The following is a 25,152-nucleotide window of genomic DNA, read 5'->3' as shown; positions in this document are numbered from 1 at the left end:
CTGAAACAATCTTCAGTCCCCGATCGGTTTACCCAATCAAAGTCATTACCATATCCGCATCTTCGGTTGCCGCCGCCCCAATCCAACATCGCCATACTACGATTACACCTGTTTGTTTTAAGCCTGCTCCTCTTTTTCCGACTTTAAGTCCCCCACTTTTTCCACAACACGGTATGCCAAACCATCCAGCGCTTCAAAATGCCGCTTGCCGCATTTGATTTTCAGCCTCTCATTTTGGCGCAGCTTGTCCGTGTCCACGCCGGTCTGAATGCCTTTGCCGGTGTTTTTGGTTTCCGCAACGAAATACACTTTGTCCCGAACTTGTTTTACCACCGCCCAATCGGGATTGTAATTGCCCAGCGGGGTCGGGATTTTGAACCAGCCGGGCAGTTTGAAGTAAAACGCCACGCCGCCTTCATTTTCGGCATCATAATCCTCGCAATTTCGGGCAAAGGCTTGTTCCGTGCCGGAATCCAATGGAATATAGTTTTCGCAAATGGTTTTTTGCGGATTACTTACTGCAAATGTAAAGTTGTTTTCATAAAACTCGATGCCTTCGCGCGCCATATCTTCCAACAGCTTTTGGTCGTACACTTCGCCGGTTCTCTCATACTCGATTCCTGCCGCCATCAACGCGTGCAGGCTGCGGTTTACCGCTTCGGCGGCAAGGTCGATGAAGCGTTGCGGATTGCCCGGCACATCTTTCAGACGGCCTGACTGTATGATGATTTCGTACACCGTGCGCCGCGTCAGCCCCGTTTTTCTTTGAATCTCGCCGAGTATGTCCGGAATCTCCCATTGAACGTCCATTTCGCGGCTGCGGCTGGCAATTTCGACTGTTTCGATACCATAGGTTTGTGATTGTTTTAATTGTGCCTTACGGACGCGGATTTTCGGCTTTTGGATTTCCGGCAGGTTTGCCACCGCCGCCGAAGCCTGTTCGATCAATTCTTCCGTATCGAAGCGCACGCGGTAGCGCGTTTTGTATTTCAACTTGTCCCAAATTGCCTGAAATTCGGGATCGAGCGGAAAATCTTTGCGGAACAGCTGTTTTTTCTTCTTATTGCCGTTTTTGATGTTTTCGGCGGCAAATTTGATGCCGCATTCGTCTTCGTATTCCTTTTGCAGATTTGCGGCAAACAATTCGTAGCTTTCGTTCGGCACAACGGTCAGTATGTTCACGTTTTCATCGCGCACGCGCCGTCCTTCCTGATTGACGGCGATACGCAGCCCGCGCCCGATTTCCTGCCGCTTTTTCAGCGGCGAGCGGGTTTCGTTGAGCGTGCAGATTTGGAATACATTGGGGTTGTCCCAGCCTTCTTTCAGCGCGGAATGGGAAAAGATAAAGCGCAGCGGGCTATCAAAGGAAAGCAGGGTTTCCTTGTCGCGCATAATGAGGCGGTAGGTATCGTTGTCCGCCTGCGTCGTGCCGTCAGTGTTTTTCAGACGGCCTTTCTTGTCTTGCGAGAAATAGCCGTCGTGTACGCCCGCCGTATCGCTATTGCCTGCAAGCTCCCGATAGATTTCTTCAAACCAAAGGGCAAACTTGCCTGCCGTTCCGTCTTCTGTGCGGTAATTCTCCACGCGGTCGATGAAGAACAGCGACAACACCTTAATCCCCAGCGGATTCAGCCGTTTCTCCTTCGCCAAATGCTCCCTTACCGTTTCGCGGATTTGGTTTTTCATAATTTCATCGCGCACCGCGTCGCCGTCTCCGCCGCGCATAATGGTTTTACCGCTTGAGAACGCCAATTCCTGATTCTCAAAATCCAGGCCGTCGATGATGAAACCGTGGCGGTAGGCTTCGTTGCCGCCCGATTTTTCAAACAAATCGTCTCCCGATTTGACGGATACCTTTTTCTTCTTGGTCTCCTTTTTATCCTGATAATGAATGTTCAAATCGGCTTTCAGACGGCCTTTGGCCGCCTGTTTCACTTCCAGCAGCTCCGCAAATGCGCCGTTCACATCGTTTTCCGCCAATACCGGCAAAACTTCGATTTGCTTGACCAGCTTCAAATTGTATGCCTGCACGGGATTCAGGCTGTACACCTTGTGGTAAGGGTTTTTATGCGTTGCCGAATAGCGCAGGGTAAAGAGCGGATTGAGCGATGCCAAAGCGTTCAGACGGCCTTCCGTTTCCATATTTTGCGGCTCGTCGATGATGACGATGGGACACGTTTCCTGAATAAACTTAATCGGCGCGTCCCCGCTTTCGTTTACCTTATTGATTACGTTTCCGTCTTTTTCAAACGACTGGATGTTGATAACTAAAATTTCGATATGGTCGTTTACCGCAAAAGCGCGCAAGTCCGACAGCCTGCCGCTTGAATATTCCGAATAACGCATCACGGGCCTGCCGAACACCCCGTCAAAATGCGCCTTCATAATTTCCAGGCTTTTCAACACGCCTTCGCGTATCGGTACGCTCGGTACGACAATGACAAATTTCTTCCAGCCGTAGCGGCGGTTTAATTCGTAAACCGTACGCAGATAGACATAGGTTTTGCCCGTACCCGTTTCCATTTCCAGGGAAAAATTCCGCCCGTGCTCGCCAATTTTCGTTTTAGGCTGTCCGTTTTGCTTTTGTACCGCATTCAGATTCCGACCCAGCGTTTCCCAATCCAAATCCAAGCCGTTGCCGACAAACCGCCCCGTCCCCTGACTGGTCAAATCAAATGTCCGGGCGTGGTTCGGCTGCCCTGCAAAAAGATTCGCAACGGCATTTACCGCATCAAGCTGATAGGGCAGTTCTTCAAATTTCAATTCCATTTTTATTTCCTTCTATCCGCTGTCGCGCGGAAAATCCACCTCTTTGCCGTCATTCCCGCGCAGGCGGGAATCCAGACCTGTCGGCGCAGAAACTGATATATCGTCATTCCCGCGAAAGTGGGAATCTAGGTTCGTTGGGTTTCAGTCATTTCCGATAAATTCTTGCAACTTTGAGTTTCTAGATTCACGCCTGCGCGGGAATGACGGCAGACGGCACTTCCGGTTTTCCGCTGACTACACGCATTCGAACATCACGCCCGCGTCCTTCATCTGCAATACGGTATTGCCTTTGAGCGCGTCGTCGCCGTCGAACAGCCTGTCCAAAACCACCGCCTTGACGGGATGCTTCGCCAGCACGGCATCAATCAAATCCTGATTCACGCGTTCCAGCAGGAAGGCGTACAGTCCGCCCGTATCCTCGTCTTCCACAAAATACACGCCGTCTGAAAGCGAAACCTTGCAAGTCAGCTTCAAACCTAAACGCAGCATCAATTCGCAGAGCAGGTTTTCAGACGGCGTTTCAGACAGTACGGAATCAATGTTCAAGGACAATTCGCGTTGCAGGGCTTCCGTATCGGCTTGTCCGGACTGCCGCCATTGTTTGAAACCGCTTTCGGCAAGTTTGAAGACTTTAAAGCCCGTATCCACGTTTTGACCGCTTTGAAGGCCGTCTGAAATCTGCCTGCCCGCGCGGCGGATGCGTTCTTTGGCGATTTCGGCAATCGTGTCGAAACCCGCCTTGCGCGCTTCGGATTTTTCGTCGGTTTCTTCGGGAAGTTGGACGCAGATGAAACGGCGGCTGCCGCCGTCTTCGGCATTAAGCTGCATCACGGCGTGGGCGGTAGTGCCGCTGCCGGAGAAGAAGTCTAATATAATTGAATCTTTTTTATTTGATGCAATTTTAAGCATCCTTTTGATTAATGAAGGAGGTTTCGGAAAAGTAAATATTCCTTTACCAATCATGGATTCCAACTCTTTGCTGGCAGCATCTGTTGTTCCTGTTTCATCATGTTTCCATAAATCAACTGGCACCATTCCGCCATCCATCTCTGTGAGAAATTTCTTTAAGCGTGGATATTTGTTTTCTCCATTCTTTCCCCAATACAGTCTGTTATCTTCCTGATAGGATAAATATTTTGAATGCTCAAATTTCCATGCATTTGTTGGGTGTGTAATGACTTCTCCCGTGTGTGGATTTTGTATTTCATATGATAAATTCGGGCGTTGTTCCTTTGTTGCTGGGTTAACACAAGATACGCTTGTCCATACTCCTCTTGGGTCATTATCTGGATTGGTATAAGTGGAATCTGCTTTTTCATTTCTAGGCTCTTTTAACTCCTGTAAGTTATCAGATTTCCTGTAGCAAACTATCTGCTCCGTTAATGTTGTGAACATGCGGGCGTTGTTACTTCTGGTATACCTCTTCTCCCATATAATATTTGACACAAAATTCTCCGCCCCAAACACTTCATCACACAGCAGTTTCAACTGTGCCTGTTCGTTGTCGTCGATACTGATAAAAATCACGCCGTCTTCGCGCAGCAGGGTTTTCGCCAGATGCAGGCGCGGCAGCATCATAGAGAGCCAGTTGCTGTGGTAATGGCCGCTGTCTTTGCCGTTTTTGCGCCACGCGCCCTGGAACACGCCGTCGCGCTTCAGGTAGCCCGCGTCGTCGGTATCGCCCACGCGGCGGGCGTATTCTTCGCGGCTTTCGGAGAATTTGTCGGGATAGACGAAGGAATCGTTGCCGGTATTGTAGGGCGGGTCGATGTAAATCATCTTCACGCTGCCGGCGTAGGATTTTTGCAGGATTTTCAGTGCTTCGAGGTTTTCGGCTTCGATAAACACGTTTTGCGTGCCGTCGAAATCTGCGGATTCTTCTTTGCAAGGAACAAGGGTTCGGGAAGTGGGGCTTTGCAGGTTGAGATAGGCGGCGGTTTTACCCGCCCAATCGAGTTGGTAACGTTCGCCCGCGCCGGCAAGGTTTTCCGCGCCGAGGACGAGTTTGAGCTTCTCAAAATCGATTTGGCCTTCGCAAAAGACTTCGGGAAAGATTTGTTTGAGTTTTAATATGTTGTTTTGTTTGAAATTATTTTCTAAATCGTGTATAATTTCGGTTCGGTTCGGTTCGGTTCGGTTCGGTTCGGTTCGGTTCGGTTCGGTTCGGTTCGGTTCGGTTCGGTTCGGTTCGGTTGCCATAACTATGTCCATCAAGAGCGGGTTACGAAATATTCTTTTATCGGGATATTTCAAAAGTTGAAAGAAAAGTGATTTTCAGGATAAAAGTTGATCGACTATCTCTGATAGCCGGTTCGGATCGGGCGGCTGCCGGAATGTGAACGACATATCTTCTTCATTTTCATCCGGTAGGAAATGCCGTTTTTGAGCCAAGCATCCGTTGTCGCGCAATACGTCCGGATAGATTTCCACCCGAACGGAAATAAGCGGTTTTCCCTTATAAACGGATGAAATCAACCAAATATTGAAACACAGCCCAAAACAATAAGGCGGTACGCATCATATACGTACCGCCTGCTTTTCAATCAATCAGCGTTTTTTACCGGTAACGGTGGCAACAGCCAGATTTTCATTACGTTTCAAGGAAACGCTTTCTACACCTTCAGGCAATTTGATGTCTGGCAAATGCAAAATGTCGCCGGCAACCACTTCGGCACAATCCAAATCCAAGAAAGCAGGAATATTGGCAGGCAGCGCAAGCACTTCAACAGTAGTGTTCAACAGAGATACACGACCGCCTTGCAATTTAACGGCTTGAGAGTTTTCAGCGTTAACAATGTGCAGGGGAACGCGGATGCGTACAAGCTGATCGGCTTTAACGGCTTGGAAGTCGATGTGCTGGACTTCGCGGCGGAACGGGTGCATTTGGAAATCACGGACGATAACGTCTTTGGTTTCGCCGTTCAGAGACAATTTAATCAACGCGGTATGGAAAGATTCTTTTTCCAATGCGTAGAATACGGTCTTATGATCCACAGCAATCGCAACGGGCTCTTGACCTTCGCCGTACAAAATACCGGGGATTTGACCTTCGCGACGCAGGCGGCGGCTCGCACCAGTGCCTTGTGCTTCACGAACAGAGGCTTGAATTTCATAAGTCATACTAAATACTCCAAGTTAAATAAAACTACCGTCATCGGCCGCGACCAGCTTAAGACGGCTTCGGGCTTATGGCAGCAACATACTGCCTGTCATCACTTCTTCATTGAAAAGATATGAGACGGATTCTTCATTGCTGATGCGGCGGACGGTTTCGGCCAACAGACCGGCAATCGTTACCTGACGGATACGGTCGCATTGTTTGGCCGCATCAGACAAAGGAATGGTATCTGTTACAACAACTTGGTCGATTTCGGACGAGGCAATCCGGCTGACCGCCTCTCCGGAGAATACGGCGTGGCTGGCATAGGCCAAAACACGTTCCGCCCCCCGCTCTTTCAGGGCGACGGCAGCTTTACACAAGGTATTCGCGGTGTCAATCATATCATCCACAATCAAGCAAGTACGACCTTGAATATCGCCGATAATGTTCATGACTTCCGCCACATTGGCTTTCGGGCGGCGTTTATCGATAATCGCCAAATCGGCATTCAAGGATTTTGCCACTGCGCGGGCGCGGACGACCCCGCCGATGTCGGGGCTGACGACAGTCAGATTTTCAATCCGCTGCTGCTTGATATCGTTCAACAGAATCGGGGTGGCATAAATATTATCCACAGGAATATCGAAAAAACCTTGAATCTGGTCTGCGTGCAAATCAACGGTCAGAACACGATCAATGCCTGCCGAATAGAGCATATTCGCCACCAGTTTGGCAGAGATTGGAACACGGACGGAACGCGGACGGCGGTCTTGGCGGGCATAGCCGAAATACGGAATGGCTGCCGTGATGCGGCCTGCCGAAGCGCGTTTGAGCGCATCCGCCATTGTTAAGATTTCCATCAGGTTGTCATTGGTCGGCGCGCAAGTAGGCTGAAGGATAAAGACATCGCGGCCGCGCACGTTTTCCAAGAGTTCGACGGCAACTTCGCCATCTGAAAACTTGGATACGGAAGCATTGCCCAAAGAAATATCCAAATGTTTGACAACACGTTGCGCCAATTCGGGATTGGCGTTACCCGTAAACACCATCAAACTGTCATAAGCAGCCATATTCTCACCTGATTTTATGTTTAACTTCCGCTCAGAAAACATAATGTTTCCCTCCGCCTGTACCTTGTACCCAAGCCCGACATTATACCTGCAACATCCGGTGCGAACAAAGGCATTTCGATTTTTTTGCCCCGCCAACAACAAAGGCGTGCAAGTACCCTTACACGCCTTTATCTGGCTGGGGAGGAAGGATTCGAACCTTCGCATGCTGGAATCAAAATCCAGTGTCTTAACCGCTTGACGACTCCCCAAAAAAATATGGCTGGGGAGGAAGGATTCGAACCTTCGCATGCTGGAATCAAAATCCAGTGTCTTAACCGCTTGACGACTCCCCAACTTGTTTGGCTTGGCTGGGGAGGAAGGATTCGAACCTTCGCATGCTGGAATCAAAATCCAGTGTCTTAACCGCTTGACGACTCCCCAACAATGTTTAACCAGGCAACAGGGGGTGTATTGCGAGACCCTCTGCCAAATACGCCTCATATAAACATGAAACTTGTCGGTATATATTGTATGCGCTATCCCTATCCCGACAGGCTGTGAATACACACGCACCGGAACCTGTCATTAAGGCAAATCCATATCGGGACAATTCGGAATAGGCTTTCCAAACTTCAGGGTATTCTTTAAATACAACTGCCTGCATATCATTTCTAAACGGTTGCAGGTTTTGGAAAGTCGGCATTATGCTTGAGGCAGAATCCCGTGTCAAGCCTTCGTGTGTGAAAATTTTTGCGGTGGAAACGTGGACAGGCGGTTTGACAATGACATACCACTGTTTCGGAATATCCATTCCTATCAGTTTTTCACCTATCCCGCTTGCAAACGCATTTTTGCCGAAAATAAAAAACGGTACGTCCGCACCCAAAGCCGCGCCCAAGTCAATCAGCTGCTGCGTCGTTCGGGAACACTGCCACCAACGGTTCAATACCAGCAAAACCGTTGCGGCATCAGAACTCCCACCGCCCAAACCGGCCCCGGTCGGAATTTTTTTGTCCAGCCATATTTCCACGCCTGCAGGGGTGCGCGCATATTTTTGCAGCAACGATGCGGCACGGTAGCTTAAATCTGCTTCCTGCGGCATTCCATCGACCGGATTGTGCAGAATGATTTTGCCGTCGTCCCTTGGTTTCAAATATACGGTATCCTGCAAATCTATCAGGCAGAATATACTTTCGATATTGTGATAACCGTCCTCGCGCCGGCCGGTAATCCTCAAATCGAGATTCAGTTTTGCAGGTGCGGGAAACGCCTGCCGTCCGTCCGTAACACTCATATATCCGCCTTACCGTCTGCGTGCCGCGCATTGTTCTTGGGTTTCGGTTTCAGACGGCATACCAATCTCGGTGAAAACCAGCCTGATGTTCAATTTCCCGTTATCCAATTGCAGGATGCGGGCTTTTCCTTCGCTGCCTGCGGTTCTGCCGATTGTCCAACCGTATTGTTCCAACATACCGTCCGGCAGGATGCGGTAAGGCGCGCCCGCCACCCGCCTGCCGTCTGCCCAGATATGCAGATATTGGATTGGCAGCTTGAAACCAATAAGCTGCCGGCTCAATTCTTCCGCACTCTCTGCCTGATAAACATTTCCTTTAGCATCCACTGCCAATGCGCCGCCTTTATCTTGGCACATCTGTCCGAGCGTACTGCCCAAAGGGGTGTTGATATTGATGGTTTCCACGGGTGGGCGGTATGTCCAATCGAAATTTGCATACGAACCTTTCCCTTCCGCTTTGACTGCCAACCGCCCTTCCGCTGCAAAACTGCTGATGTGTTCGGACGGCTGCCACAGATTTTCGTTATTTTGAGGTAATTGCGCGCAAGCGGTCAAAAGCAGGATGACCGATGCGGATACGGTGTGTTTCATCAGAATTTCCTTAACGGATGCCATCCTGCCGACCGGCGGGTTCGGCGTGCTGCAAAAACGCGTGCGAACCGTGTGCCGTCTGAAAAGATTGGCCTGCATTATTTCCGGGGTTTCCGGGAAGCTTGGGGCAATGCGATGCCGTGACGTTTGAGCGTTTCGCGCCATATTTTTTTGTCTCCCGCAAGGTGTGCCGCCTGAGTCCACACGTCAACCGCCTGATCGCGTTCACCCAATGCCCACAACACCTCGCCCAGATGGGCGGCAACTTCGGGCTCAGGCTGGCTCTCAAACGAATAACGGAGATACGGCAGCGCACTTTCCGCATCGCCTTTCAGGTAATACGCCCAGCCTATGCTGTCGTTGACGGCAATATCGTCAGGGTTAATTTGATATGCCTTCTGAAGCAATACAAAACCCTCGTCCAAACGCTCGGAATCGGAAAGCAGGCTATAACCTAAATTATTCATAATCTGAGCGTTATCGGGTGCAAGCCTGAACGCCCTTTCAAGATCTGAAATCATTTTTTTCCGCTTGCCAAGCCGGTCGTAAACAACTGACCGCTGTACCAATGCCTCTGCCTGTAACTCTGTATTGCTGCCGACAGGCGGTTTTTCGATAATCTTGTCCAGCTCCCTTAAAGCCTCCCGTGTATCCGGCAATTTTGACAGTGCAAACAGCTGTACTTTAGACAAGTTGTCCGCCATAAAATAACGCCCCTGCTGCTCGGGAAGCTTCCGTACTTCCCTAATTTGCCGCAAAGCCGCCTTTGCACCATCCAGTTCGAGGGTTGCAACAACTGCCGACACACCTTTGTCAAACAAATATTCCGGCGCGGATACTTTTTTCAGCCACTGCCTGACTTTGGCGTAATCCCTGCGGTCGGCATACATCATCGCCGCCGTTAGCGCCGCCCTGCTCCGCTGTTCCTCCGTCCCCCTGCCGTATGCCTTTTCGACATAGCCGTCGATAACGGAAATATCTTCTTTCCGGTTTGTCGCCAATATTGCCGCCTGAATATACAGATCCGCATTCGGATTGGCATCCAGCAACACTTTCAAGCGTTCATATGCATCATCGGGCCTGCGCAGGGAAACAAGGTTCATAATTTCCATTTCCTGCCAAACGGTTGAAAGGTTTTTGGTGTCTGTTTGCTCGAAAAAACCACTGAGTATCTCGGGATAACGGCGCGCAACCAGACGCAAGGTTACCAGGGTCGGCGGTAGTATTTCTGTATCAAGTTTTGCCAAGCGTTGCAATGCCGCGATTGCTTTATCTTTTTCCCGTACTTGCACGTTAAAAACCACATCGGCAACCGCCGCTTCGGGCAGATGTTCATATTTCAACGCCGCGCGGTGGACGGCTTCGGATGCTTTTTGCGCCAATCCGTCCTGCTGCACGGCGGCTTGCGCCAGCAGCAAAAATACCCTGCGTTTTTGCACATCGTCCGATTGCGCCAGCACCTCTTCCAGTCCGTCCAGACGCTGATTTCCCCCTTCCTTCAGCACGTTCCTCAGCCATCCCGCCCGTTTTTGCGCGCCGCCCGGTATAGGCTCAATCTGCCGCCATTTCTGATAAATCATCTCAGCCTGTTCAAACGCATTCAGCGACACGGCCATTTCCAAGGCACGTTCGGCAACTTCGGGGGATTTTGTACGCTCCAACATCAGCATATAGGCGGCAAGTGCCGTTCCCGCCTGCCCCTTTTGCAAGGCGGTTTCCCCTCCCAGCAACGTAAATATCTGATTAACCCGTTCGCCCACTGCCGCAAGCCGTGCGCGTTCGTTTTTGATTTCTTCCTCGCTGTAACGCTGATGTTTCCTTAAAACCTTTCCGACTTCCTTCGGCTGTTTCATATCCCTCGCACCGCCTCCGGCGGCAGACACCTGTCCAGCAACCAAGGCTGCCGTCAACACAGTTAACATTTTGAAACGGTTAGGTAGCATAATCATCCTTTATCCGATATCCGTCTGAACTTTCAGACGGCATATAATCAGGCGTAACTTTATCACAAGCAGAATCGTTTGTAGATTTGCGAAACCCCGTTCAAAAAAATAAATGCCGTCTGAAATACTGCTTCAGACGGCATTACCAACGCTTGCAATTCAAGGGAGTTTTATTTCCACATTGTCAATCAGACGCGTCGCCCCCAAACGGGCCGCAGCCAAAACCACCAGTTTCCTATCTCCCGTCCGTGCCACTTCGAGCGTATCGGCGTGGCGGATTTCAACATAATCGACCGTCCAGCCGTGTTCCGTCAGAGATTGGACGGCCCGTTTTTCCAAACCTGCATAATCCAAACTGCCCTGCTTCAGCGATTCGGCAACCGCCTGCAGCTCGCGGTACAAGCGCGGTGCTTCGGCGCGTTCCTCAACGCTCAAGTACTGGTTGCGGCTGGAGAGTGCCAAACCGTCCGCCGCCCGCCCCGTATCGACGGGGACAATTTCGATGTCGAAATTCAAATCCTCGGTCAAACCTTTAATCACGGCAAGCTGCTGGTAATCTTTTTTGCCGAAACAGGCAACATCCGGCGCGACAATATTGAACAGCTTGGACACTACCGTTGCCACCCCGCGGAAATGTCCCGGACGGAACTTGCCGCACAACTCATTTTGCAGATTGGGCGGTTCGACGTTGTAACGCTGTTCCACGTTCGGATAGAGTTCTTTCTCATCGGGCGCGAATATCACGGCCACACCCTCGGCTTCCAGCTTGTCCGCATCCTGTTGCAAAGTACGCGGATATTTGTCGAAATCTTCACCCTGACCAAATTGCAAGCGGTTGATGAAAATGCTGACAACAACGTTGTCGGCGCGTTTTTTGGCTTCGCGAACGAGAGCAAGATGCCCTTCGTGCAGGTTGCCCATAGTCGGCACGAACGCCACCGTTCCCGCATTTTTACGCCACGCGCGCAGTTCTTGAATGGTATGTATGATTTGCATAACGGTAATCCTTATCCTTCGGGCTTCCTGCCCGACAAAACGCGCCGATTATACGCGCCGTGCACGGCAAAACAAAATGCCGTCTGAAACGGCTTTCAGACGGCATCGGCAGCAAACCTTGTTCAGTCTGCAAAAATATGTTCCGCAGCAGGGAAGGTTTTGGCTTTAACTTCGGCAACATACGCGCGAACCGCCGCCTGAATGCCGCTTTGCCCGTGCATAAAGTTTTTGACGAATTTCGCCGTCTTGCCCGGAAAAATACCGAGCATATCGTGCATCACCAAAACCTGCCCGTCGCAATCCGCACCCGCACCGATACCGATGGTCGGACAAGAAACGGATTCAGTTACCTTTTTTGCCAGTTCCGCAGGAACACACTCCATCAATACAACCGCCGCCCCCGCATCATCGTGCGCCTTGGCATCGTTAAGCAACGCCTGCGCCTTACTTCCGCGCCCCTGAACCTTGTATCCGCCGAAGGCAAACACGGATTGCGGGGTCAGACCGATATGCGCGCAAACCGGAATACCGCGCATTTGCAGAAATTCAGTCGTTTCCGCCATCCACACGCCGCCTTCGAGTTTGACCATATGCGCTCCTGCCACCATCAGTTCGGCGGCGGCGGCAAACGCCTGCTCCTTACTCTGCTGATATGCACCAAACGGCAAATCACTGACAATCATCGCATTTTTTGCACCGCGTGCCACACATTCGGTGTGATAGCACATATCGCGCAGGCTGACCGGCAGCGTCGACTGCCGCCCTTGAACCGCCATACCCAAAGAGTCGCCGACCAGCAGCATTTCCACGCCGGCATCGTCCATCAGTGCGGCAAAACTGGATTCGTAAGCGGTCAGCATCGCGATTTTCTCACCTGCCGCCTTCATTTTTTGCAGTGTGTTCACAGTAATCATCAGATATTGTTACCCCGCCCTTTTCAGACGGCCTTTTCAGTTTGAAACGGGCTATTATAGTGAAATGCCCGCAGCCCTGCCACCGACCGTGCCGCAAATGCAAAACAGCCCGACTGTTTTACACAATCGGGCTGTCAAATCTGGTGCCGGCACCAAGAGTCGAACTCGGGACCCCCTGATTACAAGTCAGGTGCTCTACCAACTGAGCTATACCGGCAAAGAAAGCGAATTATGCAGGCAACTTCACACTTTGGCAAGGAATTTGTTCGACCCCCTCATAAAAATACACTAAGTATCTTATTTAAAACAAAATTAATTTGAAGCAGGACAAGTACTGCCGTTCTGATAAAATATCCGCCTTTCAAACCGACCGTTCACACCGATGGCAAGACATCCCTACCGCCGCCTGCGTCCTGCAAAATCCGGCTTCCCCGAAGTCGGCATTTCCGAAGAAGGCAATATCCGTTCGCTTCACTTGGGCAGCGACACCATCCAAAGCTCAATGAACCTCGACCACCCGTCCGAGCTGGTGCTCTCTTACAGCCGCGCGATGATGGGCTGGCTGCTGTTTGCGGAACGCCTGCCGCAACATATCACCCAAATCGGCTTGGGCGGCGGCTCGTTTGCACGCTGGATAGATACCTACCTGCCCGATACGCGTCAAACTGCCGTAGATATCAACCCGCAGGTTATCGCCATTGCCCGCAACCTGTTTGAGTTGCCTTTCGAGGGCGAGAAATTTGAAATTATTGAAGCAGACGGTGCGGAATATATCAAAGTCTTCCGCCACAACACCGATATCATCTTGGTGGACGGATTCGACGGCGAACAAATCATCGATACGCTGGTTGAAGAACCGTTCTTCCGAGACTGCTGCAACGCGCTTTCTTCAGACGGCATATTCGTTACCAACTGGTGGAGCGGCGACAAACGCTACCAACGCTTCATCGAACGCTTATTGAACGTTTTTGAAGGGCGCGTATTGGAACTTCCTGCCGAAAGTCACGGCAATGTCGCGGTAATGGCCTTCCAAAGCAGCCCCAAAGAGCAAAACATAGACAAACTCAAAAAACGTGCCGACAAACTGAGCAGCGCATACGGATTGGACTTCCATCGTATGCTCGCCGGCCTGAAAGCGTCCAACCCCAACAACGGCAAGCATTTCTACCTTTAAGCCGCCATCTTCGCGGCTGCATCGGAATATGCGGAAAATCAAGAGGAAACCATTATGCAAAAACCCGAAACCATACACATACCCGGTCCTGCCGGCATTTTAGAAACCATCTATATCCCGTCCGAACAAGTACCGGCACGCGGTGTTGCCGTCATCAATCATCCCAACCCCCTCCAGGGCGGAACAAACACCAACAAAGTCATCCAAACCGCTGCCAAAGCATTGAGCAAACTCGGATTCCACTGCTACCTGCCCAACCTTCGCGGCGTAGGCAACAGCGAAGGCACACACGATTACGGACGCGGAGAAACGCAAGACTGCCTCGCCGTCATCGATTATGCCCGCGCCCAACATCCCGAAGCCCCAGAATTTGTCTTATCCGGCTTCTCCTTCGGCGGTTATGTCGCCACATTTGCCGCACAAGCGCGCACACCCGATTTATTGCTGCTCATCGGCGCGGCAGTCTGCCACTATACCGACCGTCCGGAACCGTCCGCCGTTCCCAACGTTGCCAAAACGCTGATGATACACGGCGCGGAAGATGAAGTCGTCGAAATCGGGAAAGCATTGAAATGGGCAGAACCGCAAGATTTGCCCGTCATTACCATCGCCGGTTCCACGCATTTCTTTCACGGCAAACTCATCGTCCTGCGCGACACCATCCTCCGCTTCGCGCCCGTATGCCTGAACGGATAAAGCCCCTTTCAGACGGCATCGATAATATCAAACCCGTATCGGCGGCATCTGCCGATACGGGTTTGCATTCCCTCTCATTATAGGCAAAACCTACTGTAAAACACCCTTTCCAGACCCGACAAAGGATCTGCAAACGCAATCTTTTTTGCCAATAGCTTCAAAGGTTTCCGATAATCCTCGCTTCCCGCTTCAGACGGCACGGGATAGAGCGCGTCATTCAACAACGGCATACCCAAGCCCATCATATGCACGCGCAACTGGTGTTTCTTGCCGGTATGCGGCGTGAGGCGGTAAAGGCTGAATTCCCCCCTGTTTTCAATCAGTTCGACCGTCGTATGTGCGTTTGGTTCACCTTCCGCCTCTTGCGTCGTAAAAAATTTCTCACCCCTCACCAAACGCGAAACCACATCGAGCGGATACGGCAAATCCGTCCTTGTCGGCGCAAGTGCCTCATACGTTTTCCATACCGTTTTGTTTTGAAACATCGTCTGATAAGCCCCGCGCGTGGCAGGATTGTGCGACAGCAACATCACGCCTGCCGTATCCTTGTCCAAGCGGTGCAGCGGCGTAATGTCTTCAACATTCAAATGCTGCAATTCGGGACGCAGGCGCAGACGTGTGAGCAGCGTTTCCCTCAAAAAACGCCCGCTGGGGATGACGGGCAGAAAATGCGGCTTGTCCACCACAATCAAATGCTCATCAATATGCAAAATCTTTTCTTCAAACGGAATACGCGGCTCATCCTCACTGCTGGTTTCCCGATAATAAAACATCGTCTTACCGGGCTCGAACAAGGTATTCTCATCAAACGGCACGCCATCCGCACCCACCACAAAACCGCTGTTCAACCGCCTGCGCCAGTTTTCTTCGCCGACAAAGGGAAAATGAGCGCATAAAAAATGCAGCAGCGGCAAGCCGTAAAACTGCTTTTCATGCGGCAAAACCAAGTAGCTGGGTTTGACACCGTTCAACAGCGGAAGAGGATTTTCACGTTTTTTCATACGGCGGATTGTAACCGTTTTTCACAAACTTTTCAGACGGCATATCAAAACATAATTGATAAAAACAAATATATCGTTTTTTTGATTTAAAAATTTATTTAGACAGAATTATCGGATATTCATTACTATTATTAAATAAGAATTAATATCGATAAGAGGAAATATGAAACGCATCTTTTTGTCCGCCTTGCCCGCCATCCTGCCTTTATCCGCTTATGCCGACCTGCCCTTGACGATTGAAGACATAATAACCGACAAGGGAAAATGGAAAATGGAAACTTCCCTTACCTACCTGAATAGCGAAAACAGCCGCGCCGCACTTGCCGCACCGGTTTACATTCAAACCGGCGCAACCTCGTTTATCCGCATTCCGACCGAAATCCAAGAAAACGGCAGCAATACCGATATGCTCGCCGGCACGCTCGGTTTGCGCTACGGACTGACCGGCAATACCGACATTTACGGCAGCGGCAGCTATCTGTGGCACGAAGAACGCAAACTCGACGGCAACGGCAAAACCCGAAACAAACGGATGTCCGACGTATCCCTCGGCATCAGCCACACCTTCCTTAAAGACGACAAAAACCCCGCCCTAATCAGCTTTCTTGAAAGCACGGTTTACGAAAAATCGCGCAACAAAGCCTCGTCGGGAAAATCGTGGCTCATCGGCGCCACCACCTACAAAGCCATAGATCCGATTGTCCTTTCCCTCACCGCCGCCTACCGCATCAACGGCAGCAAAACCCTTTCAGACGGCATCCGCTACAAATCGGGCAACTACCTGCTGCTCAACCCCAACATCTCATTTGCCGCCAACGACAGAATCAGCCTGACCGGAGGCATCCAATGGCTGGGCAAACAGCCCGACCGCATAGACGGCAAAAAAGAAACCGCAAGAAACACATCCACCTACGCCCATTTCGGCGCAGGTTTCGGTTTCACCAAAACCACGGCTTTAAACGCATCCGCACGTTTCAACGTTTCAGGGCAAAGCAGTTCCGAACTGAAATTTGGCGTACAGCATACATTTTAAGCAGGTTTTGATTTTCCAACGTTGTAATCCAAAGGAGTTGTTATGAAAAAACAAATCACCGCAGCCGTAATGATGCTGTCTATGATTGCCCCCGCAATGGCAAACGGCTTGGACAATCAGACATTTGAAAACCAAGTGTTCCACACGCAGGCAGATGCGCCGATGCAGTTGGCGGAGCTTTCTCAAAAGGAGATGAAGGAGACTGAGGGGGCTTGGGGACCGGTAGGTGCATTTATCGGAGGAGTCGGAGGCGGAATCGGATATATGATGAACCAGCAACTTAGCGGAAGCAGATTTTCTCCCACAGCATTCACTCTTGCCGTAGGGGCGGGAGCTTTTGGAGGGGCGACAGCAGGTCCGGCAGGGGTTGTATGGGGATTTAACCGATCTTTGGCAACAGGTATGGTTACGGGTGTTGCCCAACGATATGGTAAATAAATATATAAAAACAGCAATCAGCATAACCGCCATATCTATATTTTATCTTCTAACTCAAGAAAGCAGCGGCAAAACTGAAGAACCATCATATTTCTTGATGTTCATGTTTCTCAACTCGCTTTGGTTTGAAGAAAATAAAACAGTTATGGCTGCCGTTACGGCAATGATTGCCGCCCACCTTATATTTGTCACACTATCCGATTAATAAGCAAACAAAAAGGCTGCTTGGAAATTTCAGGCAGCCTTTCAGGAGGACTTTGATGAAACATTATCTCCTCCCTAAGAATTTGTTATGAAAAAACAAATCACCGCAGCCGTGATGATGCTGTCTATGATTGCCCTCGCAATGGCAAACGGCTTGGACAAAATGAATTAAGGACATTAGCTGTTTTTACAGAAATTTTTAAAATGGATGATTTGATTGTAGCTTTTTTAGGCTATTTATCAGGTAAATATAGCGAAGGGAAAATAAGCAGATTAGAAATATCCCTAACGGCAGGAAGTATTTTCTTTGCAGTATTCTTTATTCATGAACTGATAATTTTTATTGTTGATGGAAATAAGGAAAATCTTTGGAATTTTATTACTGAGATGATGAAAGATTTATTTTTATTTTCATGTTCTGTTTGTTTATTATTCTACTTCTTATTATTTATTGCGGAAACTATTGGGAAAACAATCAATAAAATTAAATAAGATATTTAAGCCGCTAAAACCATTTAAGTATTTTATCTTTTCTATGCGGCATTTATCTTGGAATTGAAATACTGCAATCGGACTGCCGTTACGGCAATGATTGCCGCCCACTTTATATTTGTCGCACTATCCGATTAATAAGCAAACAAAAAGGCTGCTTGGAAATTTCAGGCAGCCTTTCAGGAGGATTTTGATGGAACAAAAAAGACGGTTTGCCGCTTCCCTGCTCCTCGCCGCCGCCCTGCCGCTTTGTGCACATTCTTTTCCCTTTGCGGAAGAAAACCCCATAGCCTACGGCAAAGTCAAAATACAAAGCTGGAAAGCGCGGCGCGATTTCAATATTGTAAAGCAGGATTTGGATTTTTCCTGCGGGGCGGCTTCGGTGGCGACGCTTTTGAACAATTTTTACGGGCAAACGCTGACGGAAGAAGAAGTGTTGAAAAAGCTGGATAAGGAGCAGATGCGCGCGTCGTTTGAGGATATGCGGCGCATTATGCCTGATTTGGGTTTTGAGGCGAAGGGCTATGCCCTGTCTTTCGAGCAGCTCGCGCAGTTGAAAATCCCCGTCATCGTGTATCTGAAATACCGCAAAGACGACCATTTCTCGGTATTGCGCGGAGTGGATGGCAATACGGTTTTGCTTGCCGACCCGTCGCTGGGTCATGTTTCGATGAGCAGGGCGCAGTTTTTGGAGGCTTGGCAAACCCGTGAGGGAAATTTGGCAGGTAAGATTTTGGCTGTCATACCGAAAAAAGCCGAGACAATTTCAAATAAATTGTTTTTCACACAACACCCAAAACGGCAGACGGAGTTTGCAGTCGAACAAATCAGGCAAGCACGTGCAGAGTAAGTCAAATGCCGTCTGAAAACTGTTTCAGACGGCATTTTTCCCCGCCGGCAAACCATCCCCATCCTCTCAAACCCTTAAAAATCAGCTATAATGCCCAACTATTTGATTTTCGCTTATCCCATATTGAAATGGCACAAAAAATTCAATCTGTAAAAGGTATGAACGACCTTTTACCTGTCGAACAAAAAGATTTCAAACTGACGGCTGCGTTTTGGCAGGCGTTTGAAGATACGGTAAACCGCTGGACACGCGCTTACGGCTATCAGCAAATCCGTACCCCGATTGTCGAGCAAACCGGTTTGTTTGTCCGCTCCATCGGCGAGGAAACCGATGTGGTCGGCAAGGAAATGTACACCTTCTCCGATTCAAACGATTCTTTGAGTTTGAGCCTGCGTCCTGAAGGTACGGCGTCTTGTCTGCGTGCGGTGGTCGAACACAACCTTTTGTACAACAGCCCACAAAAACTGTGGTATATGGGGCCGATGTTCCGCCGCGAGCGTCCGCAAAAAGGCCGTTATCGTCAGTTCCATCAGGTCGGTATCGAGGCTTTGGGTTTTGAAGGGCCGGATATTGATGCGGAAATCATCGCGATGTCTGCCGACTTATGGGAAAAATTGGGTATTCGCGAATACCTGACTTTGGAAATCAACAGCTTGGGCAATCGTGAGGAACGCGCGGCACACCGTGCGGCATTGGTCGAATATCTGACCCGTTATGAAGCGCAACTGGATGAAGACAGCAAACGCCGTCTGAAAACCAATCCTTTGCGCGTTTTGGATACGAAAAACCCTGATTTGCAGGAAATCTGCAACGCGGCGCCGCGTCTGGTGGATTACTTGGGCGAGGCTTCGCAAAACCACTATGCACGCTTCAAGGCGATGTTGGACGGTTTGGGTATCCAATATGTTGAAAATCCGCGCTTGGTACGCGGTTTGGATTATTACAATCAAACAGTTTTTGAGTGGACGACCGACAAACTCGGCGCGCAGGCGACTGTGTGCGGCGGCGGCCGTTACGATGGTTTGATTGAAGAGCTTGGCGGCAAACCTGCGCCGTCTATCGGCTTTGCAATGGGTATTGAGCGACTGCTGCTTTTGGTGGGCGAATACGGCTCGCTGGAAGTGAACGCTGCGCCTGATGTCTATGCAATGCACCAAGGCGAAGGTGCGGACTTGCAGGTGATGAAATACGCGCAAGCCTTGCGCGCTCAAGGTTTCAATGTGATGCAGCATTCCGGCTATCAAAGCCTGAAAGCGCAAATGAAAAAAGCAGACAACAGTGGCGCACGCTTTGCCCTGATTGTGGCTCAGGATGAGCTGGCAAACGGTACGGTTACCCTGAAAGATATGCAGGGCAAACACGAACAACAAACCGTTGCCGCCGCTGATTTGACAGACACTTTACAACAATGGAAGAACACATAAATGGCAGCCCATTTGGAAGAACAACAAGAGTTGGACAACTTTAAATATTTTTGGAAAACCACAGGCAAATGGCTGTTTGCCTTGCTGATTTTGGCGGCACTCGGCTACTTGGGATACACGGTTTACCAAAACCGTACAGCTTCCCAAAATCAGGAAGCGGCGGCGGTGCTGGCGGACATCGTGGAAAAGGCGCAAAACAAAGCCCCTCAAAACGAAATCAATGCCGAATTGACCAAACTCCAACAAAGCTACCCGCATTCCATTTCCGCCGCCCAAGCCACGCTGATGGCGGCGGCAACCGAATTTGACGCACAGCGTTACGATGTTGCCGAAGGCCATTTGAAATGGGTGTTGTCCAACCAAAAAGACAGCCTGATTCAGGCGTTGGCGGCGCAGCGTCTGGGCGTTGTGTTGTTGCAACAAAAAAAATACGATGCCGCGCTTGCCGCGCTCGACACGCCGGTTGAGGCGGATTTTTCACCCCTGCTGATGGAAACCAAAGGCGATGTCTATGCCGCACAGGGAAAAAACCAAGAAGCCTTAAAAAACTACGGACAGGCTTTGAAAAAAATGCCTCAAGATTCTGTTGGTCGTGAATTGCTTCAAATGAAACTCGATTCGCTGAAATAAATGCCGTCTGAAATGCCGCCCCACCCTTTCAGACGGCATTTCCCATCACATTTTTTTCTGCCATTGCCTGCAAACCCATTAACCGTGTCTTTATAGGCACCTGCTCGTGTTCAGTTCTCCCGAACGGCACTTGACACAGAAAGACCCAGTCATGAAACCAACCATCGCGCTTGTCGGCCGCCCCAACGTCGGTAAATCTACTTTATTCAACCGTTTGACGCGCACCAAAGACGCACTCGTACACGACCTGCCCGGCCTGACCCGCGACCGCCATTACGGACACGGCAAAGTCGGCAGCAAACCTTATTTGGTCATCGATACCGGCGGTTTCGAGCCGGTTGTCGATAGCGGCATTTTGCACGAAATGGCAAAACAAACCTTGCAGGCTGTCGATGAAGCCGATGCAGTTGTGTTTTTGGTGGACGGCCGTACCGGTTTGACGCCGCAAGACAAAATCATTGCCGACCGTTTGCGCCAAAGTCCGCGCCCTGTTTATTTGGCCGTGAATAAAGGCGAGGGCGGTAATAGGGCCGTGCTTGCCGCCGAGTTCTACGAACTTGCCTTGGGCGACCCTTATGTGATTTCAGGTGCGCACGGCGATGGCGTGTATTATCTGATTGAAGATATTTTGGAAACCTTCCCTGAGCCTGAAAAGGAAGAGGAAGCAGCGAAACATCCTGTTTTCGCTGTAATCGGCCGCCCCAATGTCGGTAAATCGACCTTGGTAAACGCCATTCTCGGCGAAGAGCGCGTGATTGCCTTCGATATGGCAGGCACTACGCGCGACAGTATCCACATCGATTTTGAACGTGAAGGCAAACCGTTTACCATCATCGATACCGCAGGTGTGCGCCGTCGCGGCAAAGTGGATGAAGCGGTGGAAAAGTTCTCTGTTATCAAAGCTATGCAGGCGGTTGAAGCGGCAAATGTTGCTGTTTTGGTATTGGACGCGCAGCAGGACATTGCCGACCAAGATGCGACGATTGCAGGTTTTGCTTTGGAAGCGGGACGCGCGCTGGTGGTTGCCGTCAACAAATGGGACGGCATCAGCGAAGAGCGTCGCGAGCAAGTGAAACGCGACATTTCCCGCAAACTGTATTTCCTTGATTTTGCCAAGTTCCACTTTATTTCCGCGTTGAAAGAACGCGGCATAGACGGTTTGTTCGACAGCATTCAGGCTGCCTACAACGCGGCGATGATTAAGATGCCGACGCCGAAAATCACGCGCGTATTGCAAACCGCCGTCGAACGCCAACAGCCGCCGCGTGCCGGCTTGGTGCGTCCGAAAATGCGTTATGCCCACCAGGGCGGTATGAATCCGCCGGTGATTGTGGTGCACGGCAATTCGCTGCACGCGATTTCCGACAGCTATACGCGCTATCTGACCCAAACGTTCCGCAAAGCCTTCAATCTGCAAGGTACGCCGTTGCGGATTCAATACAATGTTTCGGAAAACCCGTATGAAAATGCCGACGACAAGCCGAAGAAAAAACCGTTGCGCCGCGTCAGCTTGAGCAACCGTATTGAGAAACGCGAAGGCCGCAAGGAAGAGAAAAATCGTTTCAAAAAGAAAACCAAAGTCAGCGTGAAAAAACAATTCAGCAGATAATTCCCGTCATTTCAAACAACAGGAAACATTATGTGGTTCAAACAAATCAGCTTTTACCTGCTCGACAAAGAAAAGCTGCCCGAATTGGAAGTCCTTTCCGACAAATTGGCGCAATCCGGATTTGCCCGCTGCCAGGGTTTGGACTGGTTTAGCGAAGGCTTTGCCGCGCCTGTCCCTTTCTCCCCCGATCCGGTCTTCCCTGCCGACGACACTTGGCGCGTCGCCCTGAAAAAAGAGGAAAAAGTCCTGCCCGCCGGCGTTATCCGCGATATTTTGGATGAAAAAATCGCCGAAATTCAAGACAATGAGGCCCGCAATGTCGGTCGCAAAGAAAAACAAGAGCTTAAAGAACAGATTACCGACGACCTGCTGCCCCGCGCGTTTACCCGCAGCAGCCGCACCGAAGCCGTTTTCGATACCCGGCGCGGCTACCTGCTCGTCAACAACGCGGCTTCCGCCAAAGCGGAAAACATCCTGACCAAGCTGCGCGAAGCCTTGGGCGGTTTGGAAGCCTCGCTGCCGAATACCAAACAATCGCCCTCTTCCCTGATGACCGGCTGGCTGCTGCAAGGGCATTGCGAAGGCGGTTTTGAATTGGACAGCGATTGCGAACTCAAAGGCGCGGGCGATGCCGCACCTGTCGTCAAAATCTCCAAACAGGATTTGACCGACGACGAAGTCGTCCAACACGTCAAAAACGGCAAAACCGTTACCCGGCTGGGCTTGGTGTGGCGCGAACAAATCGCCTTTATCCTCACGCAAGACTTCACGCTCAAGCGCATCCAATACCTCGACGTATTGCAGGAAGAAGCTGAAAACAGCGGCGGCGATGCCGCCGGCCTTGCCTTCGCCTCGCAAATCTTAATGGCGGAAGCAGTCGGTACGATGCTCGATGAACTGATTGCTTATTTGGGCGGCCGGCAAGATTGATTTTTCAGACGGCTTTTATACCGTCGGCCAAAATCCAATGGAATAACCCTTATGCTTAAACACCCCGCATTCCTACTGTCCGCCATTATGTTCGCCCTCCCCGCACCGGCCGCCGTCCTGACTTCCTATCAGGAAGCCGGCTGCACCTACGAGGGCGGTGTCGGCAAAGACGGCAAACCCTCCGGCAAGGGCATATGGCGCTGCCGGGACGGGCGCGGTTATACCGGTTCGTTCAAAAACGGCAAGTTCGACGGACAAGGCGTTTATACCGTTGCCGCCGGCCGCGAAGTATTTCTCGAACCGTTCAATTCCGACAGTACCAAATTCCGCAATATGGCATTGTCGGGCACGTTCAAAAAAGGCCTAGCGCACGGCAGGTTTACCGTCTCGCAGAACGGCGAAACCCTTTTCATTATGAAATGCGAAAACGGCATGATTAAAGAAGTGAAACTGCCCAAAAACAAATAAGACCCCGTTTTCAGACGGCATCCCCGAATGCTTTGTCCGAACACCGCAAGAAACAAGGAAAACACTATGAGCATCAAGTCCGACAAATGGATACGCCGTATGAGCGAAGAGTTCGGTATGATCGACCCCTTCGAGCCGAACCAAATCAAAGAGTCCGACGGCAAACGCATCATCTCCTACGGTACGTCCAGCTACGGCTACGACATCCGCTGCGCCAACGAATTTAAAATTTTTACCAACATCAACAGCACCATCGTCGATCCCAAAAACTTCGATCCCAAAAACTTCGTTACCGTCGAAGACGACTGCTGCATCATCCCGCCCAACTCCTTCGCACTGGCGCGCACGGTCGAATATTTCCGCATCCCGCGCAACGTCCTGACCGTCTGCCTAGGAAAATCCACCTACGCCCGCTGCGGCATCATCGTCAACGTTACCCCGTTCGAACCGGAATGGGAAGGCTACGTTACCCTCGAATTTTCCAACACCACCCCCCTGCCCGCCAAAATCTACGCCGGCGAAGGCGTGGCGCAAGTCCTCTTCTTCGAGAGCGACGAAGTGTGCGAAACTTCCTACAAAGACCGCAACGGCAAATATATGGGGCAAACCGGCGTAACCCTGCCCAAAGCCTGAAATACAAAATGCCGTCTGAACCGCATCATCCGGTTTCAGACGGCATCTGCCTGTTTATCCGCAGCTAGAATTGAACCGTCCCATTGACACTGATGCTGATTTCCTCCACGCCCGGCGCGACGGAATCCGTACCCTCCGCGCCGTAGCTTGCCGCCATCGGCATCGCGCGCAGCATTTTTGCCCGAACAGCTCCGCCACCCGCGATATGGCTGCCGATGTGTCCCAAATTCAATTTGACGATTTTATAACCGGGCGCACCCAAAACGCCCGCCAACTTTTCGGCACGCGCCTTGAAACGCAAAACAGCATCCTTGCTGACCTGATCGATGACCTCGTTGCGGCGTTCGCTCGACACATAAAAATCCGTATATTCCAACGCGGCATCCGCCTGAACATCGGCAATAAAACGGTTCAACGCGTCAAAATCCCTGCCCTCCGCCTTAAATTCCGCACGCTCCTCCCAGCCGGTTTGAATGCGTCTGCCGTTGGTATATTGATAGCGCGGCATCGCACTGCGCGATACCAATTCGGTTTTAAACCCCCCGTTTTTTGATTTTCTGATGAAATTGTTGAATTTTTTAACAAACTCGGCATTGACGGCATTTTTGTCCCGTCCTTCCGCCATCACTTGGAAACGCGCGGACATTGTATCCTGCGCCACCTCGACACCCGCCGATTCGGAAAATTCGACAATATTGTAATTCAATGCCTCAGCCGCCGCCGGAAAAGATACCGCCAGCAGGGAAGCCGCCAAAATAGAACGCAACATATCCGCCTCCTTACTTGAAAAACCGCCAATCTAACACACCGGCGCGCCAAATTGCGTTAGTGCGGGGCAATTATTTCAGACCCGCGTTTTTATTCCTGCCGCCCCGCAAACCCGTTATCGGCAGGCAGCCGCCAAATCCGAT

General features: G+C 50.7%; 24 protein-coding genes and 4 tRNA genes. 13 read left to right on the top strand and 15 right to left on the bottom strand.

The window, feature by feature from the left end; genetic code table 11:
- Positions 1-117: 117 nt before the first annotated feature.
- The 13 genes from FGL10_RS01735 to FGL10_RS01670 all read right to left on the bottom strand — a co-directional run bounded on the left by FGL10_RS01735 (position 118) and on the right by FGL10_RS01670 (position 12,876).
- A complete protein-coding gene (locus FGL10_RS01735; protein WP_003707418.1) occupies positions 118-2,769 on the bottom strand; it encodes a restriction endonuclease in 2,652 nt (883 codons plus the stop codon).
- Positions 2,770-3,003: 234 nt separating this feature from the next.
- Positions 3,004-4,968, bottom strand: a complete 1,965-nt coding sequence (locus tag FGL10_RS01730) for a site-specific DNA-methyltransferase (protein WP_050774456.1) — start codon at positions 4,966-4,968, stop codon at positions 3,004-3,006.
- 348 nt (positions 4,969-5,316) lie between these two features.
- Positions 5,317-5,889: a 50S ribosomal protein L25/general stress protein Ctc gene (locus tag FGL10_RS01720; protein WP_138251411.1), complete on the bottom strand. Its 573-nt coding sequence runs from the start codon at positions 5,887-5,889 to the stop codon at positions 5,317-5,319.
- Positions 5,890-5,955: 66 nt separating this feature from the next.
- Positions 5,956-6,939 (bottom strand): ribose-phosphate pyrophosphokinase, encoded by a 984-nt coding sequence (locus FGL10_RS01715; RefSeq protein ID WP_013449165.1) that lies wholly within the window; start codon positions 6,937-6,939, stop codon positions 5,956-5,958.
- A gap of 175 nt (positions 6,940-7,114) precedes the next feature.
- A tRNA-Gln gene (locus tag FGL10_RS01710) sits at positions 7,115-7,190 on the bottom strand.
- 8 nt (positions 7,191-7,198) lie between these two features.
- Positions 7,199-7,274, bottom strand: a tRNA-Gln gene (locus FGL10_RS01705).
- A gap of 12 nt (positions 7,275-7,286) precedes the next feature.
- Positions 7,287-7,362: transfer RNA gene (locus FGL10_RS01700), tRNA-Gln, on the bottom strand.
- Positions 7,363-7,369: 7 nt separating this feature from the next.
- Entirely contained in the window at positions 7,370-8,215 is an 846-nt protein-coding gene (gene ispE / locus FGL10_RS01695; protein ID WP_003707411.1) for a 4-(cytidine 5'-diphospho)-2-C-methyl-D-erythritol kinase, read from the bottom strand.
- 9 nt (positions 8,216-8,224) lie between these two features.
- Entirely contained in the window at positions 8,225-8,806 is a 582-nt protein-coding gene (lolB, locus tag FGL10_RS01690; RefSeq protein ID WP_036469209.1) for a lipoprotein insertase outer membrane protein LolB, read from the bottom strand.
- Positions 8,807-8,904: 98 nt separating this feature from the next.
- Complete coding sequence (locus FGL10_RS01685) at positions 8,905-10,749, bottom strand: tetratricopeptide repeat protein (RefSeq protein WP_138251471.1); 1,845 nt, start codon at positions 10,747-10,749, stop codon at positions 8,905-8,907.
- Between the two features lie 159 nt (positions 10,750-10,908).
- Positions 10,909-11,745 carry a pantoate--beta-alanine ligase gene (gene panC, locus FGL10_RS01680; protein ID WP_003707405.1) on the bottom strand — a complete coding sequence of 279 codons (837 nt, stop codon included), beginning with the start codon at positions 11,743-11,745 and terminating at the stop codon, positions 10,909-10,911.
- A gap of 122 nt (positions 11,746-11,867) precedes the next feature.
- Entirely contained in the window at positions 11,868-12,659 is a 792-nt protein-coding gene (panB, locus tag FGL10_RS01675) for a 3-methyl-2-oxobutanoate hydroxymethyltransferase (RefSeq protein WP_003707400.1), read from the bottom strand.
- Positions 12,660-12,800: 141 nt separating this feature from the next.
- Positions 12,801-12,876: transfer RNA gene (locus FGL10_RS01670), tRNA-Thr, on the bottom strand.
- A 165-nt stretch (positions 12,877-13,041) separates the two neighbouring features.
- On the opposite strand from FGL10_RS01670, the gene FGL10_RS01665 reads away from it, so the two are divergent.
- The gene (locus FGL10_RS01665; protein ID WP_003707398.1) at positions 13,042-13,833 is read left to right on the top strand and encodes a polyamine aminopropyltransferase; all 792 of its coding nucleotides are present in this window, start codon (positions 13,042-13,044) and stop codon (positions 13,831-13,833) included.
- A gap of 54 nt (positions 13,834-13,887) precedes the next feature.
- Positions 13,888-14,529: an alpha/beta hydrolase gene (locus FGL10_RS01660; protein WP_003707396.1), complete on the top strand. Its 642-nt coding sequence runs from the start codon at positions 13,888-13,890 to the stop codon at positions 14,527-14,529.
- 77 nt (positions 14,530-14,606) lie between these two features.
- Here the strand turns inward: FGL10_RS01660 and FGL10_RS01655 are convergent, their stop codons facing one another.
- Positions 14,607-15,530, bottom strand: coding sequence for an RluA family pseudouridine synthase (locus FGL10_RS01655; protein ID WP_003707395.1), 924 nt, complete (start codon positions 15,528-15,530; stop codon positions 14,607-14,609).
- 163 nt (positions 15,531-15,693) lie between these two features.
- Here FGL10_RS01655 and FGL10_RS01650 point away from each other — a divergent pair, with 163 nt between their 5' ends.
- The 11 genes from FGL10_RS01650 to dcd all read left to right on the top strand — a co-directional run bounded on the left by FGL10_RS01650 (position 15,694) and on the right by dcd (position 24,241).
- Positions 15,694-16,563, top strand: a complete 870-nt coding sequence (locus tag FGL10_RS01650) for a hypothetical protein (protein ID WP_003707394.1) — start codon at positions 15,694-15,696, stop codon at positions 16,561-16,563.
- Between the two features lie 42 nt (positions 16,564-16,605).
- Positions 16,606-17,001 carry a hypothetical protein gene (locus FGL10_RS01645; protein WP_002223883.1) on the top strand — a complete coding sequence of 132 codons (396 nt, stop codon included), beginning with the start codon at positions 16,606-16,608 and terminating at the stop codon, positions 16,999-17,001.
- Positions 16,991-17,206 (top strand): hypothetical protein, encoded by a 216-nt coding sequence (locus tag FGL10_RS01640; protein ID WP_003707391.1) that lies wholly within the window; start codon positions 16,991-16,993, stop codon positions 17,204-17,206. The genes FGL10_RS01645 and FGL10_RS01640 overlap by 11 nt, the downstream gene beginning before the upstream one ends.
- Before the next feature lie 203 nt (positions 17,207-17,409).
- Positions 17,410-17,697 (top strand): hypothetical protein, encoded by a 288-nt coding sequence (locus FGL10_RS01635; protein WP_003707389.1) that lies wholly within the window; start codon positions 17,410-17,412, stop codon positions 17,695-17,697.
- A gap of 193 nt (positions 17,698-17,890) precedes the next feature.
- Complete coding sequence (locus FGL10_RS01630; RefSeq protein ID WP_003707388.1) at positions 17,891-18,547, top strand: C39 family peptidase; 657 nt, start codon at positions 17,891-17,893, stop codon at positions 18,545-18,547.
- Positions 18,548-18,675: 128 nt separating this feature from the next.
- Positions 18,676-19,971, top strand: a complete 1,296-nt coding sequence (hisS, locus tag FGL10_RS01625) for a histidine--tRNA ligase (RefSeq protein ID WP_003707386.1) — start codon at positions 18,676-18,678, stop codon at positions 19,969-19,971.
- Positions 19,972-20,601, top strand: a complete 630-nt coding sequence (locus tag FGL10_RS01620) for a YfgM family protein (RefSeq protein WP_003707384.1) — start codon at positions 19,972-19,974, stop codon at positions 20,599-20,601.
- Between the two features lie 151 nt (positions 20,602-20,752).
- Complete coding sequence (gene der / locus FGL10_RS01615) at positions 20,753-22,210, top strand: ribosome biogenesis GTPase Der (protein WP_003707382.1); 1,458 nt, start codon at positions 20,753-20,755, stop codon at positions 22,208-22,210.
- Between the two features lie 30 nt (positions 22,211-22,240).
- Positions 22,241-23,140: a recombination-associated protein RdgC gene (locus FGL10_RS01610; RefSeq protein WP_003707380.1), complete on the top strand. Its 900-nt coding sequence runs from the start codon at positions 22,241-22,243 to the stop codon at positions 23,138-23,140.
- A gap of 51 nt (positions 23,141-23,191) precedes the next feature.
- Positions 23,192-23,608, top strand: a complete 417-nt coding sequence (locus FGL10_RS01605) for an MORN repeat-containing protein (RefSeq protein ID WP_003707378.1) — start codon at positions 23,192-23,194, stop codon at positions 23,606-23,608.
- Positions 23,609-23,674: 66 nt separating this feature from the next.
- Positions 23,675-24,241, top strand: coding sequence for a dCTP deaminase (gene dcd, locus FGL10_RS01600; protein ID WP_019272614.1), 567 nt, complete (start codon positions 23,675-23,677; stop codon positions 24,239-24,241).
- 64 nt (positions 24,242-24,305) lie between these two features.
- Here dcd and FGL10_RS01595 read toward each other — a convergent pair whose 3' ends face one another.
- Positions 24,306-25,010, bottom strand: a complete 705-nt coding sequence (locus tag FGL10_RS01595) for an SIMPL domain-containing protein (protein ID WP_003707374.1) — start codon at positions 25,008-25,010, stop codon at positions 24,306-24,308.
- Positions 25,011-25,152: the final 142 nt, after the last annotated feature.

The organism is Neisseria lactamica, from assembly GCF_901482445.1.
Classification (GTDB): domain Bacteria; phylum Pseudomonadota; class Gammaproteobacteria; order Burkholderiales; family Neisseriaceae; genus Neisseria; species Neisseria lactamica.
This window is presented reverse-complemented; position numbering and strand designations above follow the sequence as displayed.

Excerpts from the sequence above, each read along its gene's own strand:
- lolB (WP_036469209.1), bottom strand. The coding sequence starts at position 8,806 with ATGAAACACACCGTATCCGCATCGGTCATCCTGCTTTTGACCGCTTGC.
- FGL10_RS01660 (WP_003707396.1), top strand. The coding sequence starts at position 13,888 with ATGCAAAAACCCGAAACCATACACATACCCGGTCCTGCCGGCATTTTA.
- FGL10_RS01630 (WP_003707388.1), top strand. The coding sequence starts at position 17,891 with ATGGAACAAAAAAGACGGTTTGCCGCTTCCCTGCTCCTCGCCGCCGCC.
- FGL10_RS01620 (WP_003707384.1), top strand. The coding sequence starts at position 19,972 with ATGGCAGCCCATTTGGAAGAACAACAAGAGTTGGACAACTTTAAATAT.
- ispE (WP_003707411.1), bottom strand. The coding sequence starts at position 8,215 with ATGAGTGTTACGGACGGACGGCAGGCGTTTCCCGCACCTGCAAAACTG.
- FGL10_RS01645 (WP_002223883.1), top strand. The coding sequence starts at position 16,606 with ATGAAAAAACAAATCACCGCAGCCGTAATGATGCTGTCTATGATTGCC.
- FGL10_RS01650 (WP_003707394.1), top strand. The coding sequence starts at position 15,694 with ATGAAACGCATCTTTTTGTCCGCCTTGCCCGCCATCCTGCCTTTATCC.
- FGL10_RS01720 (WP_138251411.1), bottom strand. The coding sequence starts at position 5,889 with ATGACTTATGAAATTCAAGCCTCTGTTCGTGAAGCACAAGGCACTGGT.
- FGL10_RS01635 (WP_003707389.1), top strand. The coding sequence starts at position 17,410 with ATGGATGATTTGATTGTAGCTTTTTTAGGCTATTTATCAGGTAAATAT.
- FGL10_RS01595 (WP_003707374.1), bottom strand. The coding sequence starts at position 25,010 with ATGTTGCGTTCTATTTTGGCGGCTTCCCTGCTGGCGGTATCTTTTCCG.
- FGL10_RS01640 (WP_003707391.1), top strand. The coding sequence starts at position 16,991 with ATGGTAAATAAATATATAAAAACAGCAATCAGCATAACCGCCATATCT.
- FGL10_RS01655 (WP_003707395.1), bottom strand. The coding sequence starts at position 15,530 with ATGAAAAAACGTGAAAATCCTCTTCCGCTGTTGAACGGTGTCAAACCC.
- der (WP_003707382.1), top strand. The coding sequence starts at position 20,753 with ATGAAACCAACCATCGCGCTTGTCGGCCGCCCCAACGTCGGTAAATCT.
- panB (WP_003707400.1), bottom strand. The coding sequence starts at position 12,659 with ATGATTACTGTGAACACACTGCAAAAAATGAAGGCGGCAGGTGAGAAA.
- FGL10_RS01605 (WP_003707378.1), top strand. The coding sequence starts at position 23,192 with ATGCTTAAACACCCCGCATTCCTACTGTCCGCCATTATGTTCGCCCTC.
- FGL10_RS01715 (WP_013449165.1), bottom strand. The coding sequence starts at position 6,939 with ATGGCTGCTTATGACAGTTTGATGGTGTTTACGGGTAACGCCAATCCC.
- hisS (WP_003707386.1), top strand. The coding sequence starts at position 18,676 with ATGGCACAAAAAATTCAATCTGTAAAAGGTATGAACGACCTTTTACCT.
- FGL10_RS01730 (WP_050774456.1), bottom strand. The coding sequence starts at position 4,968 with ATGGCAACCGAACCGAACCGAACCGAACCGAACCGAACCGAACCGAAC.
- FGL10_RS01610 (WP_003707380.1), top strand. The coding sequence starts at position 22,241 with ATGTGGTTCAAACAAATCAGCTTTTACCTGCTCGACAAAGAAAAGCTG.
- FGL10_RS01685 (WP_138251471.1), bottom strand. The coding sequence starts at position 10,749 with ATGCTACCTAACCGTTTCAAAATGTTAACTGTGTTGACGGCAGCCTTG.
- dcd (WP_019272614.1), top strand. The coding sequence starts at position 23,675 with ATGAGCATCAAGTCCGACAAATGGATACGCCGTATGAGCGAAGAGTTC.
- FGL10_RS01665 (WP_003707398.1), top strand. The coding sequence starts at position 13,042 with ATGGCAAGACATCCCTACCGCCGCCTGCGTCCTGCAAAATCCGGCTTC.
- panC (WP_003707405.1), bottom strand. The coding sequence starts at position 11,745 with ATGCAAATCATACATACCATTCAAGAACTGCGCGCGTGGCGTAAAAAT.
- FGL10_RS01735 (WP_003707418.1), bottom strand. The coding sequence starts at position 2,769 with ATGGAATTGAAATTTGAAGAACTGCCCTATCAGCTTGATGCGGTAAAT.